At 38.8% G+C, this 26455-nt stretch carries 19 protein-coding genes, 1 tRNA gene and 2 pseudogenes; 9 read left to right on the top strand and 13 right to left on the bottom strand.

The genetic code is table 11. The annotated features are described in order from the left end of the window. Positions 1–434 precede the first annotated feature (434 nt). Both FHK89_RS12805 and FHK89_RS12800 read left to right on the top strand, forming a co-directional pair. The gene (locus FHK89_RS12805) at positions 435–1676 is read left to right on the top strand and encodes a S1 family peptidase (protein WP_230661007.1); all 1242 of its coding nucleotides are present in this window, start codon (positions 435–437) and stop codon (positions 1674–1676) included. 69 nt (positions 1677–1745) lie between these two features. Continuing rightward, the gene (locus FHK89_RS12800; protein ID WP_230661005.1) at positions 1746–3059 is read left to right on the top strand and encodes a phosphoribosyltransferase domain-containing protein; all 1314 of its coding nucleotides are present in this window, start codon (positions 1746–1748) and stop codon (positions 3057–3059) included. An 11-nt stretch (positions 3060–3070) separates the two neighbouring features. Here FHK89_RS12800 and FHK89_RS12795 read toward each other — a convergent pair whose 3' ends face one another. From FHK89_RS12795 to FHK89_RS12785, 3 genes are all read right to left on the bottom strand, one after another. Further along, positions 3071–4159 carry a leucine-rich repeat domain-containing protein gene (locus FHK89_RS12795; RefSeq protein ID WP_230661003.1) on the bottom strand — a complete coding sequence of 363 codons (1089 nt, stop codon included), beginning with the start codon at positions 4157–4159 and terminating at the stop codon, positions 3071–3073. A 128-nt stretch (positions 4160–4287) separates the two neighbouring features. After that, a complete protein-coding gene (locus FHK89_RS12790; protein ID WP_230661001.1) occupies positions 4288–5520 on the bottom strand; it encodes a leucine-rich repeat domain-containing protein in 1233 nt (410 codons plus the stop codon). A 180-nt stretch (positions 5521–5700) separates the two neighbouring features. Continuing rightward, entirely contained in the window at positions 5701–6912 is a 1212-nt protein-coding gene (locus tag FHK89_RS12785; protein WP_230660999.1) for a leucine-rich repeat domain-containing protein, read from the bottom strand. A 450-nt stretch (positions 6913–7362) separates the two neighbouring features. On the opposite strand from FHK89_RS12785, the gene FHK89_RS12780 reads away from it, so the two are divergent. From FHK89_RS12780 to FHK89_RS12770, 3 genes are all read left to right on the top strand, one after another. Next, positions 7363–8220, top strand: a complete 858-nt coding sequence (locus FHK89_RS12780; RefSeq protein ID WP_442966597.1) for an HAD hydrolase family protein — start codon at positions 7363–7365, stop codon at positions 8218–8220. Between the two features lie 102 nt (positions 8221–8322). After that, entirely contained in the window at positions 8323–9654 is a 1332-nt protein-coding gene (locus FHK89_RS12775) for a cysteine protease StiP domain-containing protein (protein WP_230661173.1), read from the top strand. 190 nt (positions 9655–9844) lie between these two features. Continuing rightward, positions 9845–10864, top strand: a complete 1020-nt coding sequence (locus FHK89_RS12770; RefSeq protein WP_268992986.1) for an HpcH/HpaI aldolase/citrate lyase family protein — start codon at positions 9845–9847, stop codon at positions 10862–10864. Between the two features lie 119 nt (positions 10865–10983). On the opposite strand, the gene FHK89_RS12765 is transcribed toward FHK89_RS12770, so the two are convergent. The 3 genes from FHK89_RS12765 to FHK89_RS12755 all read right to left on the bottom strand — a co-directional run bounded on the left by FHK89_RS12765 (position 10984) and on the right by FHK89_RS12755 (position 13940). Next, positions 10984–11484 carry a hypothetical protein gene (locus FHK89_RS12765; RefSeq protein WP_230660997.1) on the bottom strand — a complete coding sequence of 167 codons (501 nt, stop codon included), beginning with the start codon at positions 11482–11484 and terminating at the stop codon, positions 10984–10986. 162 nt (positions 11485–11646) lie between these two features. After that, positions 11647–12069 (bottom strand): hypothetical protein, encoded by a 423-nt coding sequence (locus FHK89_RS12760; protein WP_230660994.1) that lies wholly within the window; start codon positions 12067–12069, stop codon positions 11647–11649. A gap of 203 nt (positions 12070–12272) precedes the next feature. Next, positions 12273–13940 (bottom strand): alpha-keto acid decarboxylase family protein, encoded by a 1668-nt coding sequence (locus tag FHK89_RS12755; protein ID WP_230660992.1) that lies wholly within the window; start codon positions 13938–13940, stop codon positions 12273–12275. Between the two features lie 227 nt (positions 13941–14167). Here FHK89_RS12755 and FHK89_RS12750 point away from each other — a divergent pair. Together FHK89_RS12750 and FHK89_RS12745 are read left to right on the top strand one after the other, a co-directional pair. Then, positions 14168–14242 (top strand) — tRNA-Gly (locus tag FHK89_RS12750). A gap of 332 nt (positions 14243–14574) precedes the next feature. Continuing rightward, positions 14575–15086 (top strand): annotated as a pseudogene (locus FHK89_RS12745) (transposase); the annotation flags it as partial. Between the two features lie 997 nt (positions 15087–16083). On the opposite strand, the gene FHK89_RS12735 reads toward FHK89_RS12745, so the two are convergent. Both FHK89_RS12735 and FHK89_RS12730 read right to left on the bottom strand, forming a co-directional pair. Next, positions 16084–16653 carry a hypothetical protein gene (locus FHK89_RS12735; RefSeq protein ID WP_230660990.1) on the bottom strand — a complete coding sequence of 190 codons (570 nt, stop codon included), beginning with the start codon at positions 16651–16653 and terminating at the stop codon, positions 16084–16086. 304 nt (positions 16654–16957) lie between these two features. After that, the gene (locus tag FHK89_RS12730) at positions 16958–18019 is read right to left on the bottom strand and encodes an alpha/beta hydrolase (protein ID WP_230660987.1); all 1062 of its coding nucleotides are present in this window, start codon (positions 18017–18019) and stop codon (positions 16958–16960) included. Positions 18020–18116: 97 nt separating this feature from the next. Here FHK89_RS12730 and FHK89_RS12725 point away from each other — a divergent pair. Beyond that, positions 18117–18311: pseudogene (locus tag FHK89_RS12725) on the top strand (IS1/IS1595 family N-terminal zinc-binding domain-containing protein); the annotation flags it as partial. Positions 18312–18428: 117 nt separating this feature from the next. Next, positions 18429–18620 carry a hypothetical protein gene (locus FHK89_RS12720; RefSeq protein WP_230660986.1) on the top strand — a complete coding sequence of 64 codons (192 nt, stop codon included), beginning with the start codon at positions 18429–18431 and terminating at the stop codon, positions 18618–18620. A gap of 967 nt (positions 18621–19587) precedes the next feature. On the opposite strand, the gene FHK89_RS12715 is transcribed toward FHK89_RS12720, so the two are convergent. The 5 genes from FHK89_RS12715 to FHK89_RS14915 all read right to left on the bottom strand — a co-directional run bounded on the left by FHK89_RS12715 (position 19588) and on the right by FHK89_RS14915 (position 26411). Then, positions 19588–21012: an SIP domain-containing protein gene (locus FHK89_RS12715; RefSeq protein WP_230660984.1), complete on the bottom strand. Its 1425-nt coding sequence runs from the start codon at positions 21010–21012 to the stop codon at positions 19588–19590. A 55-nt stretch (positions 21013–21067) separates the two neighbouring features. Then, positions 21068–23059, bottom strand: a complete 1992-nt coding sequence (gene fhuB, locus FHK89_RS12710) for a Fe(3+)-hydroxamate ABC transporter permease FhuB (RefSeq protein ID WP_230660982.1) — start codon at positions 23057–23059, stop codon at positions 21068–21070. Continuing rightward, positions 23056–24042 carry an ABC transporter substrate-binding protein gene (locus tag FHK89_RS12705; RefSeq protein WP_230660979.1) on the bottom strand — a complete coding sequence of 329 codons (987 nt, stop codon included), beginning with the start codon at positions 24040–24042 and terminating at the stop codon, positions 23056–23058. The genes fhuB and FHK89_RS12705 overlap by 4 nt, the downstream gene beginning before the upstream one ends. Before the next feature lie 94 nt (positions 24043–24136). Next, entirely contained in the window at positions 24137–26260 is a 2124-nt protein-coding gene (locus FHK89_RS12700; protein WP_230660976.1) for a TonB-dependent siderophore receptor, read from the bottom strand. A gap of 16 nt (positions 26261–26276) precedes the next feature. Next, on the bottom strand, positions 26277–26411 hold the full coding sequence (locus FHK89_RS14915; protein WP_268992985.1) for a hypothetical protein: 135 nt from the start codon (positions 26409–26411) through the stop codon (positions 26277–26279). Between the last annotated feature and the right edge of the window lie 44 nt (positions 26412–26455).

Below are 26455 nucleotides of genomic sequence, written 5' to 3'. Positions count from 1 at the left end.
AAACTTTTGAGAATGAATCATTCTCTTTTGATATCTGTCATTATAATTTAGCCATTTGCAAATTTAAATGCGCTGAGGTATTGATTTTGCTATGGTTTATTGATGATTCTTATAAATAGTGTTGTATTAGTGATATTTTTTAACCTAATGGCTTTAGCAAGTTTAGCAATGATTAATGGGGTTGAGACAATAGTAATGCACCAAACTGTGTCCCTTAGCCCCTCTAGGCTTTAAGTAAATATAAGTTAATAAGTAGAATTGGTTACGTATATTATTTTTACTGCTGTTATGATAAGCGAAAAAACGGTTACAATGGAATAGGTTTTGATGGTTAGCTGATAAATTTTGTTGTTTAATTTTTAATATATTAATTAGATTTATTTATAAATATGGTTTGAATTACCATGATAGAGTAAATAATAAGGGTTTTCACGATGGGCAAGACGATGTTGGTGTTAGGGGCAAATACAGTTATTTCACAGGCAAGTTGTACGGTTGGTTTTTCCCCGACGAATACTGAGCAACAATTTAACCAACAACTTGGTATGCTTTGGCTACCACTTGATGACAAACGCCATGCTGTGTGTAGTCCAGCCTATTTACACGAAACCAAAGATTGGGCAAGCCTTGATGATGCCAATAATCCCAGTGAGTGGCGATTGGATTTGGATAATCTGTTTGATAAACAGGGTGTGCATTTTTTGCAACTTATCGTCTATGCTTATCACACCCCTACCCTCAACTTGCCAGCCGTTGAGTTTGAAGGCATACATCTTAGCATTGATAACGAACAGATACACTATGACTTTACCACCCAAGAACGCCATGTCAAAGCGGCAATTGTACTAGAGATTTATCGACGCAGTGGACAATATAAATGCCGAGCATTAGGTGAAACTTCCACCCAAGGACTAGATAGCCTCTCGCAACGGGTACAAGTTGCCATTGACACCCGCCCACCCCAAACTCATGAACAAATCCAATCCCAAAACCAACAAATCGGCTCTGAATCTCGCCAGCGTCCACCAAGACAAGTGCAGGCAGGTGAAACTTGGACAGGTACAGCCTTTGCCATCGACCCTTATCATTTGCTCACTTGCTATCATGTGATTGAGTCAGCGCAGCGCATTGGTATTCGTCAACAAGGACAGCCTGACCGTGAGGTACAGGTGGTGCTCAGCGATATCGGTAGTGACAGTGCCATCATTAAAGTTAGTGAGCCTCTGCCTTGTTATTTGCCGTTGGCATCTGGCTGTAGCGATTGGCTTGGAGAAACGATTACAACACTGGGTTTTCCATTATCGGGGCTAAGTAGCCAATTACAGGTAACTCAAGGCTGCATTGCTGCGCTGACAGGCTTTGGTGATGATATTCGATATATGCAATTTACCGCCCCCATTCAGCCTGGCTCTAGTGGCAGTCCGTTACTATTACCAACTGGTGAGGTGGTGGCAATGGCAACCTCCAGCTTTGCCCATGAACACGCCCAAAATGTCAACTACGCAGTAAAATTTCAACTATTATCAGCACTACTAACCAGTGCAGGTATTAGTTTGTCTTATTTGGATAATACTCAATCAGCCACTAAAGTACCTGTATCACCAACCCCACTGACCACACCTCAGCTTAGTCGCCAAAGTCGTGGGGCATTGTGGTTGGTAGGGTGTCAGGGATAATCTGAGACAATATAAAAATAAATATTAACTAAAAAATACAGTCAAAAATTCACAGGAAATTTAGTAAATATGGCAAATACCACCATTCATACCAACACCAAAACCATCACCCTACCCCGTGGCTCGCTCACCCTCACTTATCAACAAACTGAAGAAACCAATCACCTTTATGAACTAGATGACCTGCTTGACTTTGCCCAACGTATTAACCCCAAACGGGCGTTTTTATTTGTCTCAAAAGTCTTGGGGCGACATATCCCAGTTGCCCCTAGTATTATGCGTCAAGCATTTAGTGATTTAGCAAATCTTGTCCCTGATAATCTACCCGAACCGATTGTGGTGGTGGGTATGGCAGAAACCGCAGTTGGGCTATCGGCAGGGGTGCATCAAGTGCTACAACATCGCTACCCAAACGCCTTACTACTTAACTCCACCCGCCATGCGCAAGAGACTTGTCATCATGATAGTAACGACCACTCAAACACCACCTTATTCACCACCTTTAGTGAAGACCATAGCCATGCTAGCCAACATTTAATCTATCAAAGCAATGACCCTAATATTCAAGCTCAATTATTGGCAAGCAAAACGCTGATTATGGTCGATGATGAAGCTTCCACAGGTAATACCTGTATTAATGTGGTCAATGCCTTACAGCAGGCAGGTTTGCATCAGCTTAAGCAAGTACATCTCACCACCTTGGTTGACTGGTCGCTAAGTCAAACCAATATGAATGACAGTATCAGCCAAAAATTAACTCAATCTGCGGATACACCACTACAACGAATAGAAAAAACAATAGCCTTTCATCGTCATCATTTATTGGCAGGCTCGTGGCAATGGACGGACAGCCCCAACCCTGAACCGATTATTATGCCAAGCCTTGATACCACTGAGGCAGGCTCTCAGCCCATCTTAGATACGGCTAATTGGGGACGCTTTCCCACGCTGGATAGCACACAAGGATTTGCTAATTATTTGGCTCAGTTTCAACAAGCCTATGCTCGCCATTTTGGGATTGAAAACTGGCAAGCTAATGATTGGCAACAAAATCCCCTACCCAAGCGTATATTGGTATTGGGCAGTAATGAATTTGTATGGTTGCCGTTTTTATTAGCAGAATGGCTAGAAAATCATGTAACAGAGCAGACGCAAAACATAGTGAAATTTAGTGCCCTAACCCGTTCTCCGATTGCATTGGGCGGAGCAATTAAGCACATGCTAAGTTTTGCTGATAATTATGGCTTGGGTATGACCAACTTTGTTTATAACGTTAAAGCTGACGAGTGGGATTTGATTGTCTTATGTATCGAAACCCATGCCAATAGTGTCGATACGCTATGGCAAGAGCTTGATAATGTGTTGGTGGTGAGTGCTGGGTAAGCGTAGGTTAATTAGGTTAACTCATCATTATCCTGCCAACCTGTAACATAACGTACAGTCCGTAAAAAGGCTTGAACAGGTTCTGATAAATGAGTTAGTGGATTATCATCTAACCTAATCCATTCTAATTTTTTTAGATAACAAATACTTTCAGGCAGTTTGGTTAGTTGATTATAACTAATATCAAGTTTTTTTAAATTAGTCAGTTGTCCAATACTTTCAAGTACTTTGGTTAGTTGATTATTACTAATCCTAAGTTCTTTTAAATTAGTCAGTTGTCTAATCCATTCGGGTAGTTCGGTCAATTGATTACTACCAATATAAAGCTCTTCTAAACGAGTCAGTTGCCCAATACTTTCAGGTAGTTCGGTCAGTTGATTATTACTAATCCTAAGTTCTTTTAAATTAGTCAGTTGTCCAATCCATTCGGGTAGTTCGGTCAGTTGATTACCATCAATATCAAGTTCTGTTAAATAAGTGAGCTGTCCAATCCATTCAGGCAGTTTGGTTAGTTTATCATAACTAATATTAAGATAAGTTAAATTTATGAGTTGTCCTATACTTTTAGGTAGTTTAGCCCGTTGATTATACTGAATATCAAGTTCTTTTAAATTAGTCAATTTCCCAATGCTTTCAGGTAATTTGTTTAGTTGATTACCATTAATACTAATTATTATTAAATTGGTTAGTTGCTCAATACTTTCAGGCAGTTGGGTAATTTGATTATCACTAATATAAAGCTCGGTTAAATTAGTTAGGTTACCAATACTATCAGGTAGTTTCTTAAGTTGGTTACAATCAGCATAAAGATAAGTTAAATTCGTTAGTTTGCCGATACTATCAGGTAGCTTAGTAATTTCATTCCAACTAATATCAAGTGAGGTTAGATTGGTTAGCTGTCCAATTTCATCAGGTAAATAGGTAATTTTAAGAATATGACAGTTATCTTCATCATCATAGCGATTAATATCAAGCTCAGTCATAGCCAGCAGTTTGTATTTATCTCGTGGGATTTCATCATCGGCAATGTCAAACTCATCTGCCCATGCAAAGATGGCATTTATCCATTGCTCATCGGGTTGTTGTATATCTTTAGTCATCATTTATTCAGTGTATTATGGTAAGGTTTGATTGTATAAAACATCAAAACCCCTGCTGATAGTGTCGATACGCTATGGCAAGAGCTTGATAATGTGCTGGTGGTGAGTGCTGGTTAAGAGAAGTACAATTATCTAATGTCATCGTCCCCCATATTCCAAACCTTTGGCACAGTTTGTAAAAACGCCTCAATAGGGGCTGATAAATTGTTTAATAGAATATTAGTTATATCAAGCGTTTCTAATTTTTTCAGGTTACATATACTATCAGGTAGCGTGATCAGTGGATTATCACCAATATAAAGACCTTTTAAATTAGTCAATTGTCCAATATTATCAGGTAATGTAGTCAGTTGATTACACTCTAAATCAAACTCTTCTAACTTCCTTAGATAACAAAGACTAGCAGGTATTGTCGTCAATTGATTTTCATCAAGATTAAGTTGTGTTAGATTAGGCAACTGCCCGATATTATCAGAAATATTTCTTATTTTATTAATTTCACCTCTAAGATAGCTCAAACCAACTAATTCTCCAATACATTCAGGTAGTTCGGTGAATTCATTATTATTAATATGAAGACAGGTTAGATTGCTAAGATTTCCTATACTTTTAGGTAGCTGAGATAATTCATTAAATCCAAGATTTAAATCGGTCAAATTAGTTAATTCTCCAATACTATTCGGTATTGTTGTTAATTCATTACAAAAAACATTAAGATGCTTTAAACTAGACAACTCTCCAATACACTCAGGTAGTTTGAATATTAGATTTTGACCAACATCAAGATATTCTAAATTAGTCAACTGTGCGATACTATCTGGCAATTCAGTCAATTGATTGTGACTAGCCTCAAATACTGTCAAATTAGTTAATCCACCAAAACTATCTGGTAGTTTAACCAGTTGGTTGAACCAAACCCCAAATTTTTTTAAATGAATCAGTGCTCCAATACTATCTGGTAATTCAGTCAGTTGATTGTTACTAATATAAAGCTTTGTTAAATTGGTTAGCTGTCCAATCCACTCAGGTAGCTCGGTCAACTTATTCCCACCAACATAAAGCTCTGTTAAATTAGTAAGTTGACTCATACTATCAGGTAATTTAGTGAATTCATTAAACTCACCATGAATCACTTTTAATTTTGTTAGCCTGCCAATTTCATCAGGTAGATAATTGATTTTATTAAGAAATCTTTTATCCCCCCAACTCTGACGTTTAATATTCAACTCCGTCATTGTCAATAATCTTTCTTTATTTCTTGGAACTTCGTATTCTGGAATATCAAATTCATCTGCCCATGCAAAGATATTATTTATCCATTGCTCATCCTCATCGTTGCATTGTGTTGACATTGTATTCATTACTAACTCCAAAAATTGCTATTTATATAAAAAATATTTAATCATAATAAATATTATAATTAAATAAATAACATGAAAATATAAAAACCCCTGCCAGATAGTAAGTCATGTTACTACCCTATGGCAGAGGTCTAATAATGTGATGCTAGTCAGTAGAGAATAAGGATAAAAGCTAATAACTTATCCCACTTTACGCCAACCCCAAACAAAAGGTATATGGCTCATAAACTCTTGTACTTCTTCAGATAAATCTTTTAATGGATTACCTTCTAAATTAAGAGCTTCTAAATTTTTAAGGTGACATAGGCTTGCAGGTAATTGTGAGAGTTGATTATAACTGACATATAGGTCTTTTAAATTAGTAAGCTCGCCAATATCACTCGGTAAATTGGTCAGTTTGTTACCACTAGCATCAAACTCCTCTAAACTGCTAAGCTGTGCCATCTTCTCTGACAATGCCGTAACTTGATTACCATAAATATAAAGATGACCTAAATTACTAAGTGTCCACAAACCCTCAGGTAAACTTGTCAGCTGATTTTTACTAATATCCAATTTTTTTAACTGTTTAAGATGACCAATATCTTCTGCTACTTGATGAATGCGATTATTATTAAGTTTTAGCAGAGTTAAATTAACAAGTGCGCCAATATGTGCAGGTATTTCAGTAATCTGATTATGATTCAGTAAAAGACTACTCAAGGCTTGCAAACTACCTATGCTCTTTGGAATGGTGGTCAACTGATTGTCACTCATATCTAACAGCACTAAGTGGCTTAATTGTGAAAAGTTATCTGGCAATTGGGCTATTTCATTTTGTGAAAGTTTCAATGTGGTTAACTGATTCAGTTGTCCAATACTATCGTGAAGCTCTGTCAATTGATTGTTCGAAAGATTAAGCTCTTCTAAATTAGTTAAGCGTCCAATACTCTCTGGCATCTGTGACAATTTATTTGAGAAAGCATCAAATACTGTTAAACCATCCAATTGTCCTATTGCTTCAGGCAATTTTTGGAGTTGATTAAAATCAATATGAAGCTCAGTTAAGTTAGAAAGCTCGCCAATGCTTTCTGGTAATTCAGTCAATTGATTAAAACTGATATGTAAAGTAGTCAGATTAGTTAGCTGTCCAATCGTACTTGGGAGTTGCGTGAGTTTATTCTGACTAATATTTAGTTTGGTTAAATTAATAAGCTGACCAATATCCTCAGGCAAATATGTTACTTTTGGCAATTGCGTTTTTTGATGTGATGATCCGCGATCAATATCTAACTCAGTCAGCGCCAATAACTTTTGTTTGTCTCGTGGGATTTCATCCTCTGGGATAGCAAATTCGTCTGCCCAAGTAAAAATATTATCAAGCCATTGATCATTTGATTGCTGTGAGGTCATTGATTGTCCCTATATGTTGATTAAAGTGAGTAAACCTTGCTATCTTAAAAATGTCATTTATCAAGTTTATCATATCAGGAATCAATATCTTCACAAAATCAATATATACGCTCTGATTCTATAGTAAAATTAAGATTGATTATGCTCTATCAAAAGCCCAATAAAGACAGCTGATGTTAATCTGATATCATCTTAGCCCAAAGCAAGCATTTATAATTACGTTTGCTAATTACGTTTGCAACAAGTCATTATGTCATCTCTACCAGCATTGGACTGAGCAAAAAATAATACAAACCGCTTGGTGACATTTTAAAAATAACACTGATTAGCCATCATAATAGTAGACAAGTTGCTTTAATCCAACCAAATCAACCTACTTTGTTTGCATTAAAGCGCATCGACTGGTAAAACCTATTAATCTATCTGCTGAACATGGAAAAAACAAAGCAAATGTCCATATCCTCTTTACAATATCCATCCCCCTATGCGCAGCACAACATAACCAATCAAACTAAGCCAGTCAAGCCTTACGCCTTAATGGATTTGGACGATACTTTGTTTCAGACACAGCGTAAAATAAACGCATGGCATCTGCCCACGGCTGAACAAGAAAAGTTAGTCTGTGCCACGGTGAATAAACAAGGCGAGCCGCTGAGTTTTATGAGCAAACGCCAAGCTCATTTGTTTCATTGGTTATATACTACTACTGAGCTTATAGCAGTCACCGCCCGTGATACCAATGAGATAAAACGGGTCAAACTGCCCTTTAATAGCTGGCAAGTGCTGACGCATGGGGCAGTGATTGTTGAGCCTAATGGCAAATTGCAAACAGACTGGCAAATACAAATAATAGATAAATTAACCCCCCTACAAACGACCTTATCACAACTAATACAGCAAATAGAACAACTGAATCAGATAGAGTCTCTTAACTTAAAACTTACCAGCCATCGCCAATTATTTACTGATAATAAAAATAATGAGCTTATCATCTATTTAGCAATCAAACATACACAAAAAGACCATCATGGGTTAGCAAAATTTGCCAAGCGTTTGCCCTGTCTATACCCCCAACTTGCTGATAATTTTTATATTCATGTCAATGCCAATAATTTGGCGATATTGCCACATGCTATCCATAAACGCCATGCGGTTGAATTTTTATTAACACACTGCTTAGACCATGAACGTCCTAGCTTTGGCTTTGGCGACAGTTTGGCAGATTTGCCATTTTTACAGCTATTAGACTGGTATGGTACACCCAATCATGGGCAGCTTCATGACACGATACATGATAAAATAGGGTAAACCAGTAACAACACCACGCTGCTGCTATTATTGCAACCGTTAAAACCATTATCTATGCCCTAAGTCATGCGCCAACCACCTCACTATGGTGATATAAAAACTATGAATCCAAGCCAAACCACTACCCCATCAACTCTGTCAACACACTGTGGTAGCTACCTGCCTGATGATGTCACCTTGTTACTCAACATTGTCGATAAAGACAGCATTGCCAATGTACCTGTACAACAAAAAGAAGCCTTAATTCAGTCAGGCGAGCAACACTACTCAGATATGCTGACCTTAGAGCAAGCACCCAGTGATACACACCAACAACTATATGCTCAAGCACTAAAGCAAGGCAGCGAGCGCATGGCAAGTGATATTGCCAATCTTGCCACAACACTACACTATAACTTTATAGATAAAATTGATGCAGACAATCCATTGGTATTGGTCAGCTTGGTTCGGGCAGGGTTGCCAATTGGTGTCTTACTACAACGTGCTTTTCGTATGGATACAGATAATGAAACAGACGACTTAGCCAATACCGATAACCCAGATAGTCCAAATAACCCGAACAATCAGGACAGCCAAGCCAGTTATGCCCTGCCCAGTGTGCATTATGGTATTAGCATTATCCGTGACCGCGGTTTAGACCATGTCGCCATGCAGCAAATTTTTTCCCGCCACCCTAATAGCCCTATTGTCTTTGTCGATGGCTGGACGGGTAAAGGCGCAATTTATGAGGAACTGGCACACAGTTTAGTAAGGTATCAAGACACGACTCACCCCTATCATGAGAATATTTTTCATCAAGATTTTTATCACTGTGGTTTTCAGCGACCTCATGATGAATATGTTGATGTCGTTCCCTTAATCACACTTGCTGACCCCGCAGGTGTGGCATGGTTATCGGCAAGCAATGATGATTGGCTCATTCCCTCAGGGCTACTTGGTAGCACCGTCTCTGGGCTGATTTCTCGTACACTTTATACTGAGCCTAGCAGCAACAGCTTAAACCTCAATAATGAATCAACCAACGAGTTGCCACAAGGCTTACATCGCAGTGTGTTATACCATGAGCTTGCAGCGCATGATTGCAGTTTGCAGTTTATTGAAACCATTGATAATAAAAGAAAAAACCTGAAAGAATATACCGAAATACTACCAACTTACGGCAAACCACGCTACCGTACCCAAGCTGTGATAGAACAAATTGCTAAGCAATATCAAATCAGTAATTATAATCGTATCAAACCCACCATTGCTGAGGCGACTCGGGCGATATTACGCCGTGACCCAGAACGGGTATTATTAGCCTCTGCCGACCACCCTGATACAATATTACTACGTCATCTATGCAGTCAAAGAAATATCCATATTGATATCATTGGTGAGCAAATATTACCCTATCAAGCAATCACCTTAATCAAAAAAAGAAATGCTAAATAAACTCAACCTGTTATCTGTCAGCAAAAAGTCTGGCAACAAAAACTCAGCAAGCCTAGCTAACATCATGGCGTATGGTGAGTCTATAATAGCCAGACTACCCAACTTAACGAACTTAATGCGATAGCCCTATTGCCACTATTCCCCCTATCATTGATTAAAAATTCAGCTAACAATACTAATGATGCTAACAATGCTTTCTACTTATTCTAAAAATCATAGCCCACTCAGACATACAGCCATTTCTACTCGTCTGGATATCAGTCACACCCAACAAGATATCGCACAACATTTGCACCCATACCAACTTGGCGCAAGCTTATACATGCCAGCGACTCGCTCAGATATTTGGCAAGTAATATGTGGTGAAAAACTGCCCACACTCAATAGCCTTATCATCTGCTTAGAAGATGCGGTTAGTGACAGTGACGTAGATTTTGCCCTCCAGCAATTACAAACACTGTTAAATACATGGGCTAATCAAGCAGATGCACAGCAGATGCTACGCCCATTGGTGTTTGTACGCCCTCGTCATGCACAAATGTTGCACCAAATCGCTGATTTTAAGCATATTGATTTGGTTGATGGGTTTGTACTACCCAAAATTGATATGCATAGCCTGTCAGATTGGCGTATGGCTTGCCAATATCTAAGCGAGGATAGCCTATTGCTACCAACGCTTGAGACCGCACCTATTTATGACCCTGTGCACAATCAAGAGCTGGCAGTTGCTTTAAACGAAGCATCTAATCAGCCCATTTTTGCGCTTCGCATTGGTGGCAACGATTTATTTGCCGTGTTACGCCTACGTCGTCCACACAATATCAGCATTTATGACACCCCGATTGGCACACTCATCAATCAGCTATTGGGCTGTTTTGTGCCACATGGATTTTATCTCACTGCACCAGTATTTGAATATCTTGAACAGCCAACCTTATTTATGCAAGAATTGACCACTGATGTGAGATTGGGATTGGTTGGCAAAACTGTGATTCACCCCAATCAAATTGCGTTAGTACAACAAGCCTATGCTGTCCCCACCCATCTGCTTGAAGAAGCACAAGCCATCTTAGATATTGATGCCAAAGCAGTATTTAAATTTAACGATACCATGCTAGAGCCTGCAACCCATCGAGCTTGGGCAATGCAAATTATCAAACGTGCACAAGTATTTGGTACGGTAGCTGATGGTTTGGGACAATATGGCTAGCAAATTAATGGCTAGCACATTCGTGTTACTTTTTCCATAAACAATAAAAAACGACAAACCAGATGGCTTGTCGTTTTTTTATTGCTGATAAAATATCAAAGTATCTTAGTTAAAGTTAATTAGTTTAAGTTAAACTGTACTTTAAAAGGTACTTGATTGCCATTACGTGCTTCATTACGAGTGAGTTTTACTCGTACTGGTAATACTTCATTACTACTAGCAGTATAGCCATCTTCTACCAATGCAGTAGGAGATAAATCATCACGACCATAAACGATAACATAAGCACCAGTTGATGGTGTGTCAAATGCAACATTTAAGTGCTGACCTGCTTTAAGCGCAATATTGTACTCGCAGTATTTATAGCCTTGTAGTGTACCTTGCTGAACCACACCACCTTGGTTTAGATTTAAATTAACAGTTTGGTCATTACAAGCCACTGGACTTAAAGCACGAGTTGTATTAGGTACAGCTGTCGTATTAGTCGTTGTTGAGGCTGTGCTAGTTGGTTGGGTGGTGCTGGTTTGTACCGTTGTATTGTTGCTGCTTGCTGGTGATTGGCAACCAAATAATGCCAATGCAGAAACAGATAAAATTGCAGCCAATTGAGTGTGTTTCATTATAATCTCCATAATAAAAAATAAAATATTGCAATACTCTACCAAAAAAGTAGGGCTGATATCATAAAGGGTAAGATATCAGCCAACGTATTAATTTTATTAACAGTTTGTCAAATTTTTATTAAACAACTACGTATTTATTTAAAGTTGTATTATTTTGTATTACTTAATGGTCACTGTTAAGTAAAATGGCTTCGGTGTGTTGCCTTGACGAGCTTGGGCAGCAGGTTGTAGCACACGAATGCTATACTCACCTGTTTTATCAAGTGTTACTGTCTCTGAGCTTAAATCTTGTGAATTTTCACTATAAAGCATTGGATAAAGGTCACGACTACCAACAATGTCTGCACTTATTTTTTGTCCTTTTTTGGCATAAAAAGTATACTCGCAGTATTTGTCACCTTTGATAGCACCTGCACGATTAATATCATATTTACCTTTCGCCATTTGTAACTCTTTTACTCCACAATCTGCCGTATAGTGTAGTTGAGCAGCCTGTGCAGACATCATACCCATGCCCATCATTGCTGTAGAAGCAAGTGCTACAGAAGCAAAAGTTTTAGCAAGTTTAGTAAGATAAGTCATATCACTCTCCAAATATTAAATTTTAAGAAATTAAGTCTAAAGTTTCATTATTCAACTTAGAGCTGCATTATGAAATATTTGCTCACAAATAACCAAGTAATTTAGTAAATAAATCTTAAGCAAACTTATCTAAAGTTATTTTATGAATCCAAGTGATACATAATTTGGACAACTGAAACTTTATGTAAACCTGCAATATTAATTTAAGTCTTCAAAGCAGCTGCAATGTCTGCAAGCAGTGGTGGAATATCATGTTTATCGGTAATGACTTCCAAAAACACCATCTTATCAGGGGTTGCCTGCATCTGTTTTAAAGCTGACTTTAGCTCGGCAGGGGTACTGGCTTTGAGCATCAAACAATTATCATCAGTTGCACCAAAAGCTTTTGGTACTACCTGCCAGTCACAACTAGGAATGTCATTGTAAGGCTGATTTTCACCATGAATGGCACGCTCAACGGTATAGCCTGCATTATTTATCAACACAATGGCAGGATTAAGTTTTTCACGCAACATAATGGCGATATCTTGTATGGTCAATAATGCTGAACCATCACCAATCAAAAGCACACTACGTTTATTGGGGGAAGCAATGCCCGCTCCAAGACTGGCTGGCAAGGTATAACCTATCGAGCCCCACAGTGGTTGCCCATAAAAAGTGACGGCTTCTGGCAAGCGCACATCGCTCATACCAAAATAAGCAGTACCTTGGTCAGCAAATACCAAGTTATGGTCTTCTAACTCATCTGCTATGATATGCCACAAATCAGCTTGGCGTATGGCAGCGTCCTCTTCTCCTTGCTGTTGATGGTGACGCATCGGCTCTATTAATGGCTTTGGTACAATATTAATACCTGAGGTTAATACCTCATGCAATGCTTGTAGAGAGTCTTTGAGCGCAATAGGTGCAAAAATTTGTCCACCTACGCTGGCACGTTCATAATGCAAATCAACCACACTACTTTCATCAATATCTTGGCTAAATCCTGCAGTGGTGGTATCGGTATAATTCACCCCAACTTTAATCAAACAATCACAGTTTTCGACGGCATCTTTGACCACAGGACGGGACGCAACCCCTGCATACGTGCCCGCCCAACGCTCGCTATGTTCATCAAGCAATGACTTACCCCAAGATAATGTCGTATAAGGAATGTCAGTATCAGCAATGAGTGCCTTGAGCTGATTTTGTAGCTTTAAACGGTGCACCATTAAATCTGCCATTAATGTAGTGGTTTTATTGGGCAAAAACTCAGTTAAAGCCACTTTAAAATCTGCTAATGCTGCTTGACTGGTAATGTCTTCAACGCTGTCATCTAATTTCGTAGAAGGTGGATAAATAGGCAGCTTAGCAATATCGGGTGATAATAATAAATAGCCAGGACGTTGCTTTTTTAACACCATGCGAATCACCCGATCAATCTCTGAAGCTGCATTCTCAGGGGTAATTTTAGCTCGAGCAACCGTGACAGGCTCGACCATCTTAATAAAATGGTTAAAATAACCATCTCCTAAAGTATGGTGAATACGCCGCTTGGCATCTTGAACGGCAGTGGCTGGTGCACCTACGACATGTAGTACAGGCGCATATTCTGCAAATGAACCTGCGGTGGCATTGATTGCAGATAATTCCCCTACTCCAAAGGTCGTCACCAGTGCAGCAAAGCCACGTTCTCTTGCATACCCATCAGCGGCATAGCCTGCGTTGAGCTCATTGGTATTGCCTATCCAGCGCAGCTTATCTGAAGCAATGATGTTATCTAAAAATGATAAATTAAAATCACCTGGTACACCAAAAATATCACTAGCTCCTGCTTCGGCGATACGCTCAAAAAGATAATCGGCAATGGTATAACGGTTTGTTTTTGTCATAATGGTTTTCCTTTATATTGTTGTGTATTGATAAATTTTACTTTTTACTTATTACATCTTTGTCTCTATACCTTGTATTTTTACCATATAAATATTTTTTATACTACCCCTTACTTAATGTGATGAATAAAATAATTTTTTGGCAAAAATTTATACATCAATTGTTGACATAGATAAAAAAACACGTATAATATGCTCCCACAGTGATACAACAATCACTATTATTAGCGGGATTAGCTCAGTGGTAGAGCATAACCTTGCCAAGGTTGGGGTCGAGAGTTCGAATCTCTTATCCCGCTCCAAATATTTAAAAAGCCTCACTTAACAGTGAGGCTTTTTTTTGCTTTAAAATTAGGGATTTAAAAGAATTTTCATTAAAAATCAAAAATACCATTAGTAAAATTTTCTTAATAATCATTTCGCCTAAAATGCCGAGCGTGACCAAAACGTGACTGTAGTGTCATAATAAAACTGGACAGCAACTAAGAGGTTATACTACCCCCAAAAAGGATAATTAGTATGACCAAACAGCGCAGCAAATTCACCCGAGAATTCAAACTTGAAGCCATTTGATGTATGCTGAAGAAACCGTAGAGTAAAACTTGGTAAACTAAGGAAAAAATAGGAGTTTACCATGCCAAAGAAAAAGCCATATTACACAGCAGAATTTAAAGCCGAAGCCCTTAAAAAAATAGCAGATAATGGTGATAATGTCAGTCAAACAGCCAGAGATCTTAAGATACCCATGCAGACACTAGCAAACTGGCAGAACAAAGCTAGCCAAGGCAAGCTTAAAGGCACTCAACAATATGACCCTGAGCTTATCGCTCTTATCGAAGAGAACAAAAGACTTAAACGTCAATTAAAAGTAGCCGAAGAGGAACGTAAAATATTAAAAAAGGCTACAGCGTACTTTGCCAAAGTCAGCAAGTGAAGTACGCCTTTATACAAGCTAATCAACAAGACTTTAGTATCACCACCATGTGCAGAATATTAAATATTAAGCTTTCGAGCTACTATGACTGGCGAAACCGAGATATCAGTGAACAACAAATACATCGTAACTACTGTGAACTACTTGTCAGAGCTGCACATAGTGAAACCAAACAACGATATGGCTATGATGACCTTATTGGTACACTATCGGGCATTTATTACTCTGAAGCCTTTACTGATAATGCCAATACTGTAGAAGAAAGTGCTGATGGTGGAAAAGGTGAAATGCCTGCTTACACCGTATGGAACTTTAACCTCCAAAAAACTATTAAAGATACAGATGATGAAAAATTATCACTACAATTTGGCGTTAATAACCTACTCGATGAGCAGTATTACTTCCGTGGTATAGATACCAGTCCTGTTGGTCGCTACCCTGCACCAGGACGCTCTTATAAACTTGGAGTAAATTATCAGTTTTAAATCTTAAGCATGATTTAAATATACATACTCTTTTATTAAGACACAAAAAGCGGTGAAGTTTAAAGCGATGGAACAAAGGTTTCACCGCTTTTTTACCTTTTTAGGATAAGCAAGCTGAAAGCAATGAATTGTTCTAAGAGTATCAAGACTTTGTTAATTAGTTTTTATCAAGTTAATGTCTGCAATTTTAACGACGAAGGGCAGGTTTTATTTACCCAACTCATGTTACAAGGTAATCCTAATGGTCTATTTTTAGTGGGCATCAGATGCTGTTGATAATCAAGCTGATGCAATTTAATATTTGCGAAATTAGCATAATCTTTCTTCTCCAATGATATTACTTGCATAAGCTCCTTCAAGATACTCGCTGGGTAGTCATTTTTTAAAGTCGTCCATAGCAGCGCACAACACTAGGCATTCGTTCAAAAGAGTAGTAATAATAATAGACATCTTGTATTTCAATTAAGCGAATCGGTAGTTTGTGATAATAATCAACCCGAGACAAATTAATATTTCGATAACCAGCTTGGCAATTTGATCATGCTTTATATACCAATTGCGCAACTTTATAAATGCTGATGCGGTGTTTATTAGGAATTAGGAATTAGGAATTAGAAAGCGATGTCATGATTTCACCTTATCATTCTTCGCCATAGACGCACCTTTGAACTATCAATTATCTAACTGTCAGTTGTTGTTATTTAATATCACTGATTAGCTACTTCTAAAGCGTCCTTTTTAACACCTCAATAATCCTTTCATACAACCCATTTTCTGCCAACTTAGGTATTTCTTTTACAAGCTTATTAGATTTTTTACCACCATTATTTTGAAAGCTACGAATAATACGATCAGCATAATCATTAGGCATATCAATAATTTCTTTAATTGCTAAACGTGCTTGGTCATGGCGCAATAAATAAACCGACTCGTTTTGCATATCATGACTGATGACGTGCTGAGCCAACTTAGCAAGATAAACGACATGTGGGGTTAAATCCAAATAACGCCAAACAGGATCTGCGATATCCATCCCATCGAAACTTAAATTAGAGATGATGCCGTCGGCATACTTTTGTTGTTCAAGGCTAAAACCATAATACCCTTGTAATGGCCTCATCAAAGGCTTGGAAATAACATCCAAAACTTGACTGTATTCTTTTAAACTACGAGGAGAACCAACAATGGCTTTTGAAAGTGGTATAATACCTGTATATTCAATCAACCACATGATGCCAATCGGCTCACCACGGTTATGAAAGTCACCGGTTGCATAATAAGTGTCTGCTAGCATAATATTTTTACTTAAATGATTAGAAAACTCGACTATGGCTTAAAACCGATTACGTTTGTAATAAATCGATTATTATTAGGGTGTTTTGCAATAAATTGATTATATCTAGATTTGACTCAAAAGCTACCCTGCAAAAAGGATATCCCTAATCACCTTCATTGTATAGACAACCTAAAAAGAGACATAGCTTAATATATATTTAGGCAAATTTATCCCATAACCTGCCAAGATTGGGGTTACCTCAACATACTTTCTGACACACAACCCTTGTTTTGGATTGGTTGGATCTAAGTTTTATTAGCCCTTAACGACTGTGAGCGGCGTACTCTTCTAAAAATTTGGAGATGGCATGATACGTTTTATCACAGATATCAGGGTTTAAATCTTCCATATTTAAATAGGCGTGAATTACGCCATTATGGATAATATGTTTGACATCGACCCCCGCTTCAGTCAGTTTTTGAACGTATGCCTTGCCCTCATCAACCAAAGGATCCACTTGAGCATTAAAAATGAGCGCAGGTGGCTGGGCAGATAGCTCATCTTGGCTCGCAAATAGAGCGGATTTTGCTTGTCTATCCTCCCCACCCTGAAAGTATTGGTCAAAATACCAGTCAATACGTGATCGGCTAAGCAGATATCCTGTGGCGTAGGTGTTGATAGAGGGGCAACTCATGGTAAAGTCGACGCTTGGATAGATGAGAACTTGGGCGACGATACTGTTTATCAAGCACTCATCTGTCCTATTGCCTATTGCGTTAGGGCCTAGCACTCTTGGGTCACGTAGCAAATTACTGACCAATGCGCCTCCATGACTGTCTCCTGCTACCACTACTTCTTGTGTGGTAGCAATCTTAAGTCTCTTAAGCAAATCAGCCAAGCCTGTTAAAGCAGTATAGGCGTCATTTTGAGCACAGGGGTAAGGATTTTCTGGCGCCAGACGATATTCTGGGGCAACGACGATATGCCCAGTACGTTTTGCCAATCGCCGTAAAATGCCATCATATACAGTCACGCTACCTGCCGTACCGCCACCCCCATGAAAGTACAACATAGTAGGCAATGGCTTAGAGAGCATGGCTGAGGGGTGAAAGACACGCACAGGCACAGCATAGCCACCCAAACTGCCGTCATTTGCGCTAAAAATGATGTCATCTATGATAAGGGGGATATCTACCGGCTCGGTAACAAAGGCTTGGGTTAAATTCGCCAACCCTTCACGGGCATTAATGGCATTTGGCACGCTACCTGATTTCATGACCGCAGGCACGACTTGTTCATTGAATATTTTGAGGTAGTCAGCGACCTTGGGGAGCAGATAAGGTCTGCTGGTTTCGGAAGAATTGATTGAACTCATGGGCAACATAAGAGACTCCCTAGAAATAAGCTCGGTGGTGTGTCAGAAAGTATGCTGAGGTAATAAAGGAGAATGACAGCCAAAGCAAGATGATATATTTGAGGTTATGAAGACACAAATAGATATCAATTGTCCCGACTGTCACAGTTCCAGTTTAAAGACAAATGGCATAAAAAGCTATGGCAAGCAAAACTACCAAGGTAAGGGCTGCAAACGTCAGTTTATTGGCGATCATGCCTCACCTTATAATGGCTGTCATTCTAAAATAGAAGACCTCATACGGCTAATGACGGTTAGAGGTTGATGAGTTCTAGACTTACATGTAGCGTAAGAAGCTCATAAAGATGGTGAAATTAACTTCGCGGGTAACTATATCGTAACAATATGGGGCTGTGGTTCAAGCTGTTTATCAGGGGCTATGATTGATAAACGTACTGGCAAAGTATACGATATCCCACTGGGTGAAACTGAGGATGGGGTCACCCCTTATGAAAGTGGCGCAGAATGCTTCGCAGACGGAGCGGAACTCGATGATAACGAGCGTTTGGCTTTGAATTTTAAACTACTTTTTCTCCTGTATTTATCTTTTAACGCCAAGTTTTTAGCCTAAACTTGGCTCATACCAATCCCTACCTTTTGTTATACTATTTTTAGATGCCTTAGCTTGGACTACCTTGACGAAAGAAATCAACTACCTCTACCTCAGTCTAAAGTCTAATTTTTATTGACCACTAAAAACAAAATAGCTAATTCTGGTATAGTCAATCTAATATAATGTCATCACAAGGCGACCGAGTGAAGATAGTACACGTAGTATATCTAGCGAGGTGAACACCGTGGTGGATTTATAGTAGGCAGACTATATGATTGCTGAAGGAGTAACTAATGAACGCTTATATTCAACAATTTATCGATGCGATAAGTCCAAATATTATCTTGAATTAACCATCAATATAACACTAGAATAGCCCCTATTATATAAGTATAATATATTATATATCAATAACTTAGAAAATGGACTAAGATTCAGGCTCACACTGAATAATAGAGTTTAACTAAGTTTTCAAAAATTGGCTTTTATTATTCTAGGAGAGCTAATGCAAACAATTAAGTTAAGTAGTAAAAAAGGGAGTTATCAAAAATCAACCCTACTGGTTTTGATTATCAGTTTTTGTATTTTTATGTATTACTGTTCAATTCGAGATGTAGCATCTACTTTGATTTGGCTAGGAATTTTCTTAGCAAGTTTAAAACAGTTTTTTATCCCTACCAACTTAAACCAAGATATATCCTCATTAGAAGATGAAAGTTTCATCGATTGTGATAAGAATGACTTACGATATAAGTCACTTATATTCTGTGAAAAAATTTCATTTCTCTGCTGTTTCTTTGGCGTAGCGTACAGCATTTTTTCTAAAATATAATAGAGTCTGGTGGATCATGCTAAGGATTAAAAAACTTAGGATTTAAAAAAACTGTGTCATTCCCTTAAATTGTAAAAAATGGGAATGACAACATAATACATTTTAATTTTTGACGAAGTATTAAAAGCCATCAAATCCAAACAACCTTCCACCTCAAACCCAATACGCTCGAATGCGATTAATCTTACCCTTTAATCCATGCGCCTCACGCAGATACGCCTTAATCGGCTTAAAATCTGCCTTACCAATCGCTCCCCACGCACAGTCAATCTGTTTATCTTGAGCTTTGATTTGCTCAATCACTGCTTGTGCCAAATTATCAGTCTGACTAGCATTAATATGGATAATATCTAGCTTATCCTGCAATACCTCAGGTAATTGCATCTCATCAAAATAACTAAAATCAGCTTCATCATTAGTGATACTAATAACAATGGGAATAATATCAATATGCCAACGCTCTAATACCGCAGCGACAGAAGGCATTGACGTTTCATCACAAATAAGTAGTGGCTGACCGATGGTCATATTTTTGATGGTTTCTGTGTAATCATTATCAGCATAAATAATATCACCTGCTTTAAGTGATTTTGCCCACTCACTACCCGGGCTACCTTCATGAATATAAATATCCACTTCACCTAAATACGTATCTGTATTCGCCTTAAGTTGACGCAGAGTATAATAACGACCTTCATCTGCACCTGTGGCTGTAGATTCAAGTTTTTCTCGTTGTGCCTCTGGCAACCGCTTTAATACTTCAAAGAATAAGATTGAGCCTTGCTTTTTGGCAGTGTTAATAAACTGTGTACCAAAGGGTAGTTGTTTAACCTTAGGTTCAAGTTGTTGCCAGAGTTGCATGGGCAGTTGACGCATATCAAAACTAACCTTATTATCTTGCTCCTCACCTTTTTTATTTAATGTGGTTAAGATAAAGCGGTAAGCAAACCCCGCATCATCATCTGCTAGCACTACATCACTTTTAAGATACAGGCGCAGCATGTTTGGGGTAACAAACTGAGTATTGGTAACTTCAAAATAATGTCTTGTCACTTTATCTGGTAGCACTTCTTCCATTTTTCCAAGTCTAATAAGCGCTTCATAATATAAATAATAAAAGCGTTCATCGATTGAGGCATCTTGGATACGAAATGGCACGAAAACTGTTTGACTGGTTGGATGCTGTTTAATGCTCTCTACTGGGACACTGTCATCATTGCCAGCCTCATTATCCTCTTGTGATATTAATTGCTCTGTGGAGGGTGAGTTTACTTTGAATATGGCATCATCGAGAACCACATCAGCAGGAATATATTGTATTAATAGCCCTTGTTGATAGATTTCTGCAACGATAGGCAACGCTTGCTTGTGGCTATGAACATCGGTAAATGCATGTAGGATATTATCCAGATCACGACGACAATAACTATGGATATACTCTAGCGTGTCTACTTTTTCTTCCGCATCTTCACCTGTAAGCGGTGTACGCTGCTGACCATCAAAGCTGGTAAAAAAAACTCTGCTACCAATGTCTAATCCAATTTTTTTAACCTGATTAATTCTCGCTAAAATATCCATTGCTTTTATCCTTTATTAGTTGTTACTGATTGTCAAACTATTTTTAACAAACCACTTACCTAAACTTACGCATCATCACTAAGAAATACGCCCCACCAAGCACCGATGCCAATATTCCTGCAGGTATCTCATAAGGGAATATTGCATAGCGTCCTATCCAATCTGCGGTTAGCATAATCATTGCACCAAGCAAGGCTGCTAATGGCAATTGCTTCTCTATCTGTACTGCCCCAAATGAACGTGCCAATTGTGGTGTCATCAAGCCAATAAAACTTAAAGGCCCTACGGTCACAGTGGTAATGGTACTAAGTATTGCCACAAATATTAATAGCCCTGCTTGTGCCGATTTAATTGGTAGTCCCAATTCTCGTGCCACAGGTTCGGTTAGACTTAGTAGCTTAATTGGCTTAATGGTTATTAAGCTGACCAGATAAGAGACAATGGCTAATGCCAGTAAGATATAGGCAATCTGCGGCAGGATGTAATAGGTCGTCCCTGACAACCAATTTAAGATGGCTTGTAGTCTAGGGTCTTGACTAAAGCCAATAATGACATCCGATGAGCTAGTCAATGCACCAACAGCAATACCAATTAAGAGTAGATAACTACTATGCACTTTGCTTGATAGCCAAAGGATAATAAGTAGCGTAATTAGGCTACCTAATACACCAAAGCCAAGCACACCTATAATTGGTAAATTGGGAATAAACATAAATGCCATTACCATGGTGATAGACGCAGCGGAGCTGATACCGAGTACGTCAGGGCTTGCCATCGGGTTACGAGTCATCTGCTGTAAGATAACGCCTGCAATAGCAAGTATCACTCCAGTTGCAGCAGCACCTAAGCTACGTCCTAATCTGAACTGCATAATATAGTCAAGATTAAAGGAGAACTGCCAACCTTGAGCGGTTTGAACGAATACTAGAAAATAGCCAAACAAAAATACCAATGGCACGATATACAGCCACCAGTCAATGTCTTGGCGTTTTAGCTCAATGTTATAAGCATCATCGCTTGTTGGTTGTTTGCGTTGTTTGAGGATTAGCCAGATAATCAGTGGTGCACCGAGTACGCCTGTTAGTGTGCCAGCAGGTAGTGGAAATGGTAGCTCGACATAATGGGTTAGGATGTTAATTAAATTGTTAGTCAGCCACAGTAGTAAGCCACCAAGCAAAAATCCCAGCAAAATACGCTGACGAATATGACGTACTTGCATGGCGTTGACCATGGTGGCAGCACCCAAACCAACAAAACCAATAAGTCCGACATTGCTGACCACCAATGCAGTGAGGACAGCGCATAGGATAAATACGCCAAATCGTAGCCACTGCACAGGCAATCCCAGTCGGGTGGCTTGTTCATCGTCAAGTGACATCAGCATTAAGGGTTTATGCAGTAGCATTAGTATCGGTAAGGTGATGATACTGGCGATGGTTAGGTGCTGTAAAGGTTGCCAGCGGATTTGATACAGTAAGCCACTGCTCCATAGGGTAAGACGACTGTAGTATTCGGTATCAAATAGCATGAGTACATTAATAACAGCATTTGCTAAGATACTGACCACAAAGCCTGCTAGGATTAATACTAAGGGATCGAGTTTGCTTGGTAAGGCAATAAGCAATACCAGTCCAAGTGATAGCATCGCACCAACAAAGGCGACCCAAAAGCTACCATAGATGGCTAGGCTGGGAAAAAATAGCATCGCTATGACCATGGTGAGTAATGCACCACTTCCTACTGCAAGGGTACTGTCTGAGGCTAGGTTGTTTCTGACCACTTGTTGCAGTAGGATACTGACTACTGCCAGTAGTCCACCACAAAAAAATGCCATGCCCGACTCGGCTAATAAGATAAGTTGAGCGATCATGGCTTGGGGACTCAGTTGGGATGGATTAGATAGTAAATCGCTCAATGACCATTGCCATTTGATCTGAATCAGGTAAATTGAAGAGCATATAGTAGCTATAATAAATAGGCCTACTAGCAAGATGTACTTAGGTAGGATAAGGTTCGTTGTTAGTTTACTTGATATCTGATTGCTCATAGCTCACCCTCTGTTTGGGTAACATATGTGTAACTAAAGTCACCTTTTCTTTGTGTGGTGACAGCCTTTTCAAGATTTTCAGCAAAGTTAACCATAGCTCCAATTCCCCCATTAGAGATAGGATCTAGTTTATAAACACAAGCACTAGGGCTGAAAAATTTTGAACGCTGCCAAATAGGGCTATGAGCGATCTCATATTTAGTAGTTTCGGGTATTGGTTCGGTAATAAACAGACACACATCATCTGGTATCTCATATAACATGTGCATAGGGACAGAAGTAGAACCATATAGATCTTCACTACCTATAGAAAATAGCTTAAGCCCCATCATATCTGCTGCTAGGCTCGTATGGCTGTTTGTTGTATAAACACTTAATTCTCTTGCATCCCAAAAGTAAGCTACTACAATCCTTCTACTATTACCGATATGTTGACGAACAATTTCACCTGATTGGATAATACGTTTTTTACTATCCGCTAGGTATTCTTCAACAAGTTCAGGTTCTTTTAGTATGGTAGCCATCATACGAGTTGAATCAGCAAAATCTGACCATTTTGGTTGTCTCCCAATCACTTTATGACGTTCGATATCACTATTAACCTCATAGACTGGGATATTGGGATCATAAACTGAACGAGTTGTTTTATAAGCAGCAGTATCTAAAATGACATCAGGATGCAAATACGCTAATAACTCAACATTTGGCTGACCTCGTATTCCGATATCGATTATACTTTCAGGTAACTTGGGTTGACCGACCCATACTGGATATATTCGTTTATCACCAATTGCAATAGGAGGATGGCGCATCATCATCAAACTGACTGCCACATCCCAATCTGGTGTAAATACCTTTAGCTGTTCAGTATCTGACTGTTTAATTCCTTGATTATCTAACCAATGTAAATAAATACTAATGACCATAATAAATGTGATGGACATTAGCATCAGCCCCCGTTTTTTATGTTTACCAAACTTCATAACCAACTATCCAGATACTAAAAAAATTACGTAAAAAAAGGCAAATAGAACCTATCTATTTGCCTTTTTTACTTTATCCACATTTATTTAATACTTACCACTTATAAGTGACTTTGCCAACGATATTACGTGGCTCACCATAAAAGCAATTATAAGTACAAGTGACATATTCTTTATCTAATAAGTTTCTTGCATTAAGAGATAATGACCAATTGTCATTAATTTGATAACTTGCCATCGCATCAACTAAAGTGTAACCTGCAAACTCATTATCATCATATATACCAATCGCACTGCCTCTATAGCGCACTCCTGCTCCTACTTTTAACTGTGGCATGCCAAAGTCAGCAAAGCGATAGTCACTCCAAATTGAAAATGAATTATATGGCACATTACCAGATCGCTTTCCTTCTAACTCAGGTGTGGCGGGACTACTTTCAATGGTACGGGCGTCTGTATAGGCATAAGCAGCGATTAAGTTAGTATTGTCATTGATTGCGGTTTTGGCTTCTAGCTCTATCCCCTGTGAGCGAACTTTACCTAATTGAACTTGAAAGTCATCATCAACGGGATCTTCGACTCCTACGTTGGTTTTGTCAATACGATACACTGAACCTGTTAATAAGGTATCACTACCTTCTGGTTGATAGCGAACACCAACTTCGTATTGCGTGCCTTTGGTGGGTTTAAATAGATTGCCCTGACGGTCTTTGCCAAGGTTAACTTCAAAAGACTGGTTAACACTGGCATAAGGAGCGATGCCATTATCCATCAGATATGCTACGCCTGCTCGACCTGTCGTAGCAGAGTAATCGCCCTCTTGATGTTGACTAGGGTCACTAGGGTCAAAAAAGGGGGTCTCTTCTAGTGTGACTTTATCATGACGCACACCGACAACACCAACCCATTGATCATTAAAAGTCATCTGATTTTGTAGATAAATACCCATTTGTTTTGCATGGTCAGTCGAAGACCAATCTATAGGAGTAAAATCTTCTCCTACACTATCTAAACTATGATTTGGGTTATACAAATCTATATTACTAGCAGTTCCCTCATAACGTTCAGTAGAATGTTTAAGTTTAGAGTAATCAATGCCAAATAAAGATACATTGTTAATATTATCTGTAGCATTCCAATTGTATACTGCGGCAACATTTCCAATTAAAGTACTAGACTTATCAAACCTTTTTTGAGAAGCTCGAGTATATTCGCTATCAGAGCCTGATATTAATTCATAAATATATCCACTTGGAAACTCAATATCTGCATCCATATATTGCAAGCTATGTTTAACAAGTAAATCTGGATTTACTTGCTGCTCAATATCATAACCTAAGGTATAGCGAGTATTATCATATTTATTAAAACCTTTAACAGCTTGGTTAAAACTGCGAGCAACTTTACCTTTATCAGTTGAATATATTGAACCTTCAGCAGGAATCCCTTCCACATAGTCTGTAAGATCATGTTGATAATCAGCCTTTAAGGTCAATTTGGTAGTATCATTAGGTTGCCATGTGAGAGATGGCGCAATATAAGTGCGGTCATCGGGAACAAAGTCAACAAAAGTATCGCTATCACGATAAACACCGACTAGACGTACTGCCAAATCATCGTTAATTACCTGATTAATATCTGTTGAAACTTGCTTATGATTAAAGTTACCTACTTCGGCATTAACTTCATAGGCATTGTTAAAAAATGGCTTTTTACTAATTGCATTAATCACACCTCCGGGTGGTAGCGTACCACTTAATACAGATGCTGGACCTCTAATCAGCTCAATACGATCAAGTCCATAAACTTCTTGCTGTCCATCATAGGTATTATTTTGAAATCTTTGTCCATCACGATAAGAGAAAAAGTTAGGAAACCCTCTAACCACATAGCTTTCAGTTGTTCTATCTTCAGCTTCTGTACGATTAACTCCTGCCGAATATTCTAGCGCTTCGACAACATCATTTGCACCAACTGACTGCATCTCTTGCTGACCTACTACGGTTACTGATTGCGTAGATTTAAGAATAGACTCATCTGTACCTGTGGTAGAGCTAACCGTACTAGCAGCAATACCATAAACAGGACCATCGGCAGATTCTGGATCTGCGGTGACGATGATGGGGGGAACGGTGGTTGAAGGAAGGAAATCTTGATCAGGCGTTTGGGCATAGACTTGGGAAGAAGTTGCAACTGCGCCCATTGCAGATGCATACATGAAATATTTAACAAATTTATTTAATAGAATTTGCTGTGCTGTGCTGTGCTGTGCTGTGCTGTGCTGTGCTGTGCTGTGCTGTGCTGTGCTGTGCTGTGCTGTGCTGTGCTGTGCTGTGCTGTGCTGTGCTGTGCTGTGCTGTGCTGTGCATGAGCGTAGTCCTTATTTGAGTAAATATTAAGTAACTTTTTGTAA

The organism is Psychrobacter sp. I-STPA10 (assembly GCF_021012795.1).
Taxonomy (GTDB): domain Bacteria; phylum Pseudomonadota; class Gammaproteobacteria; order Pseudomonadales; family Moraxellaceae; genus Psychrobacter.
The sequence above is the reverse complement of the archived record's forward strand: the minus strand, read 5'-3'. Positions and strand labels throughout refer to the sequence as shown.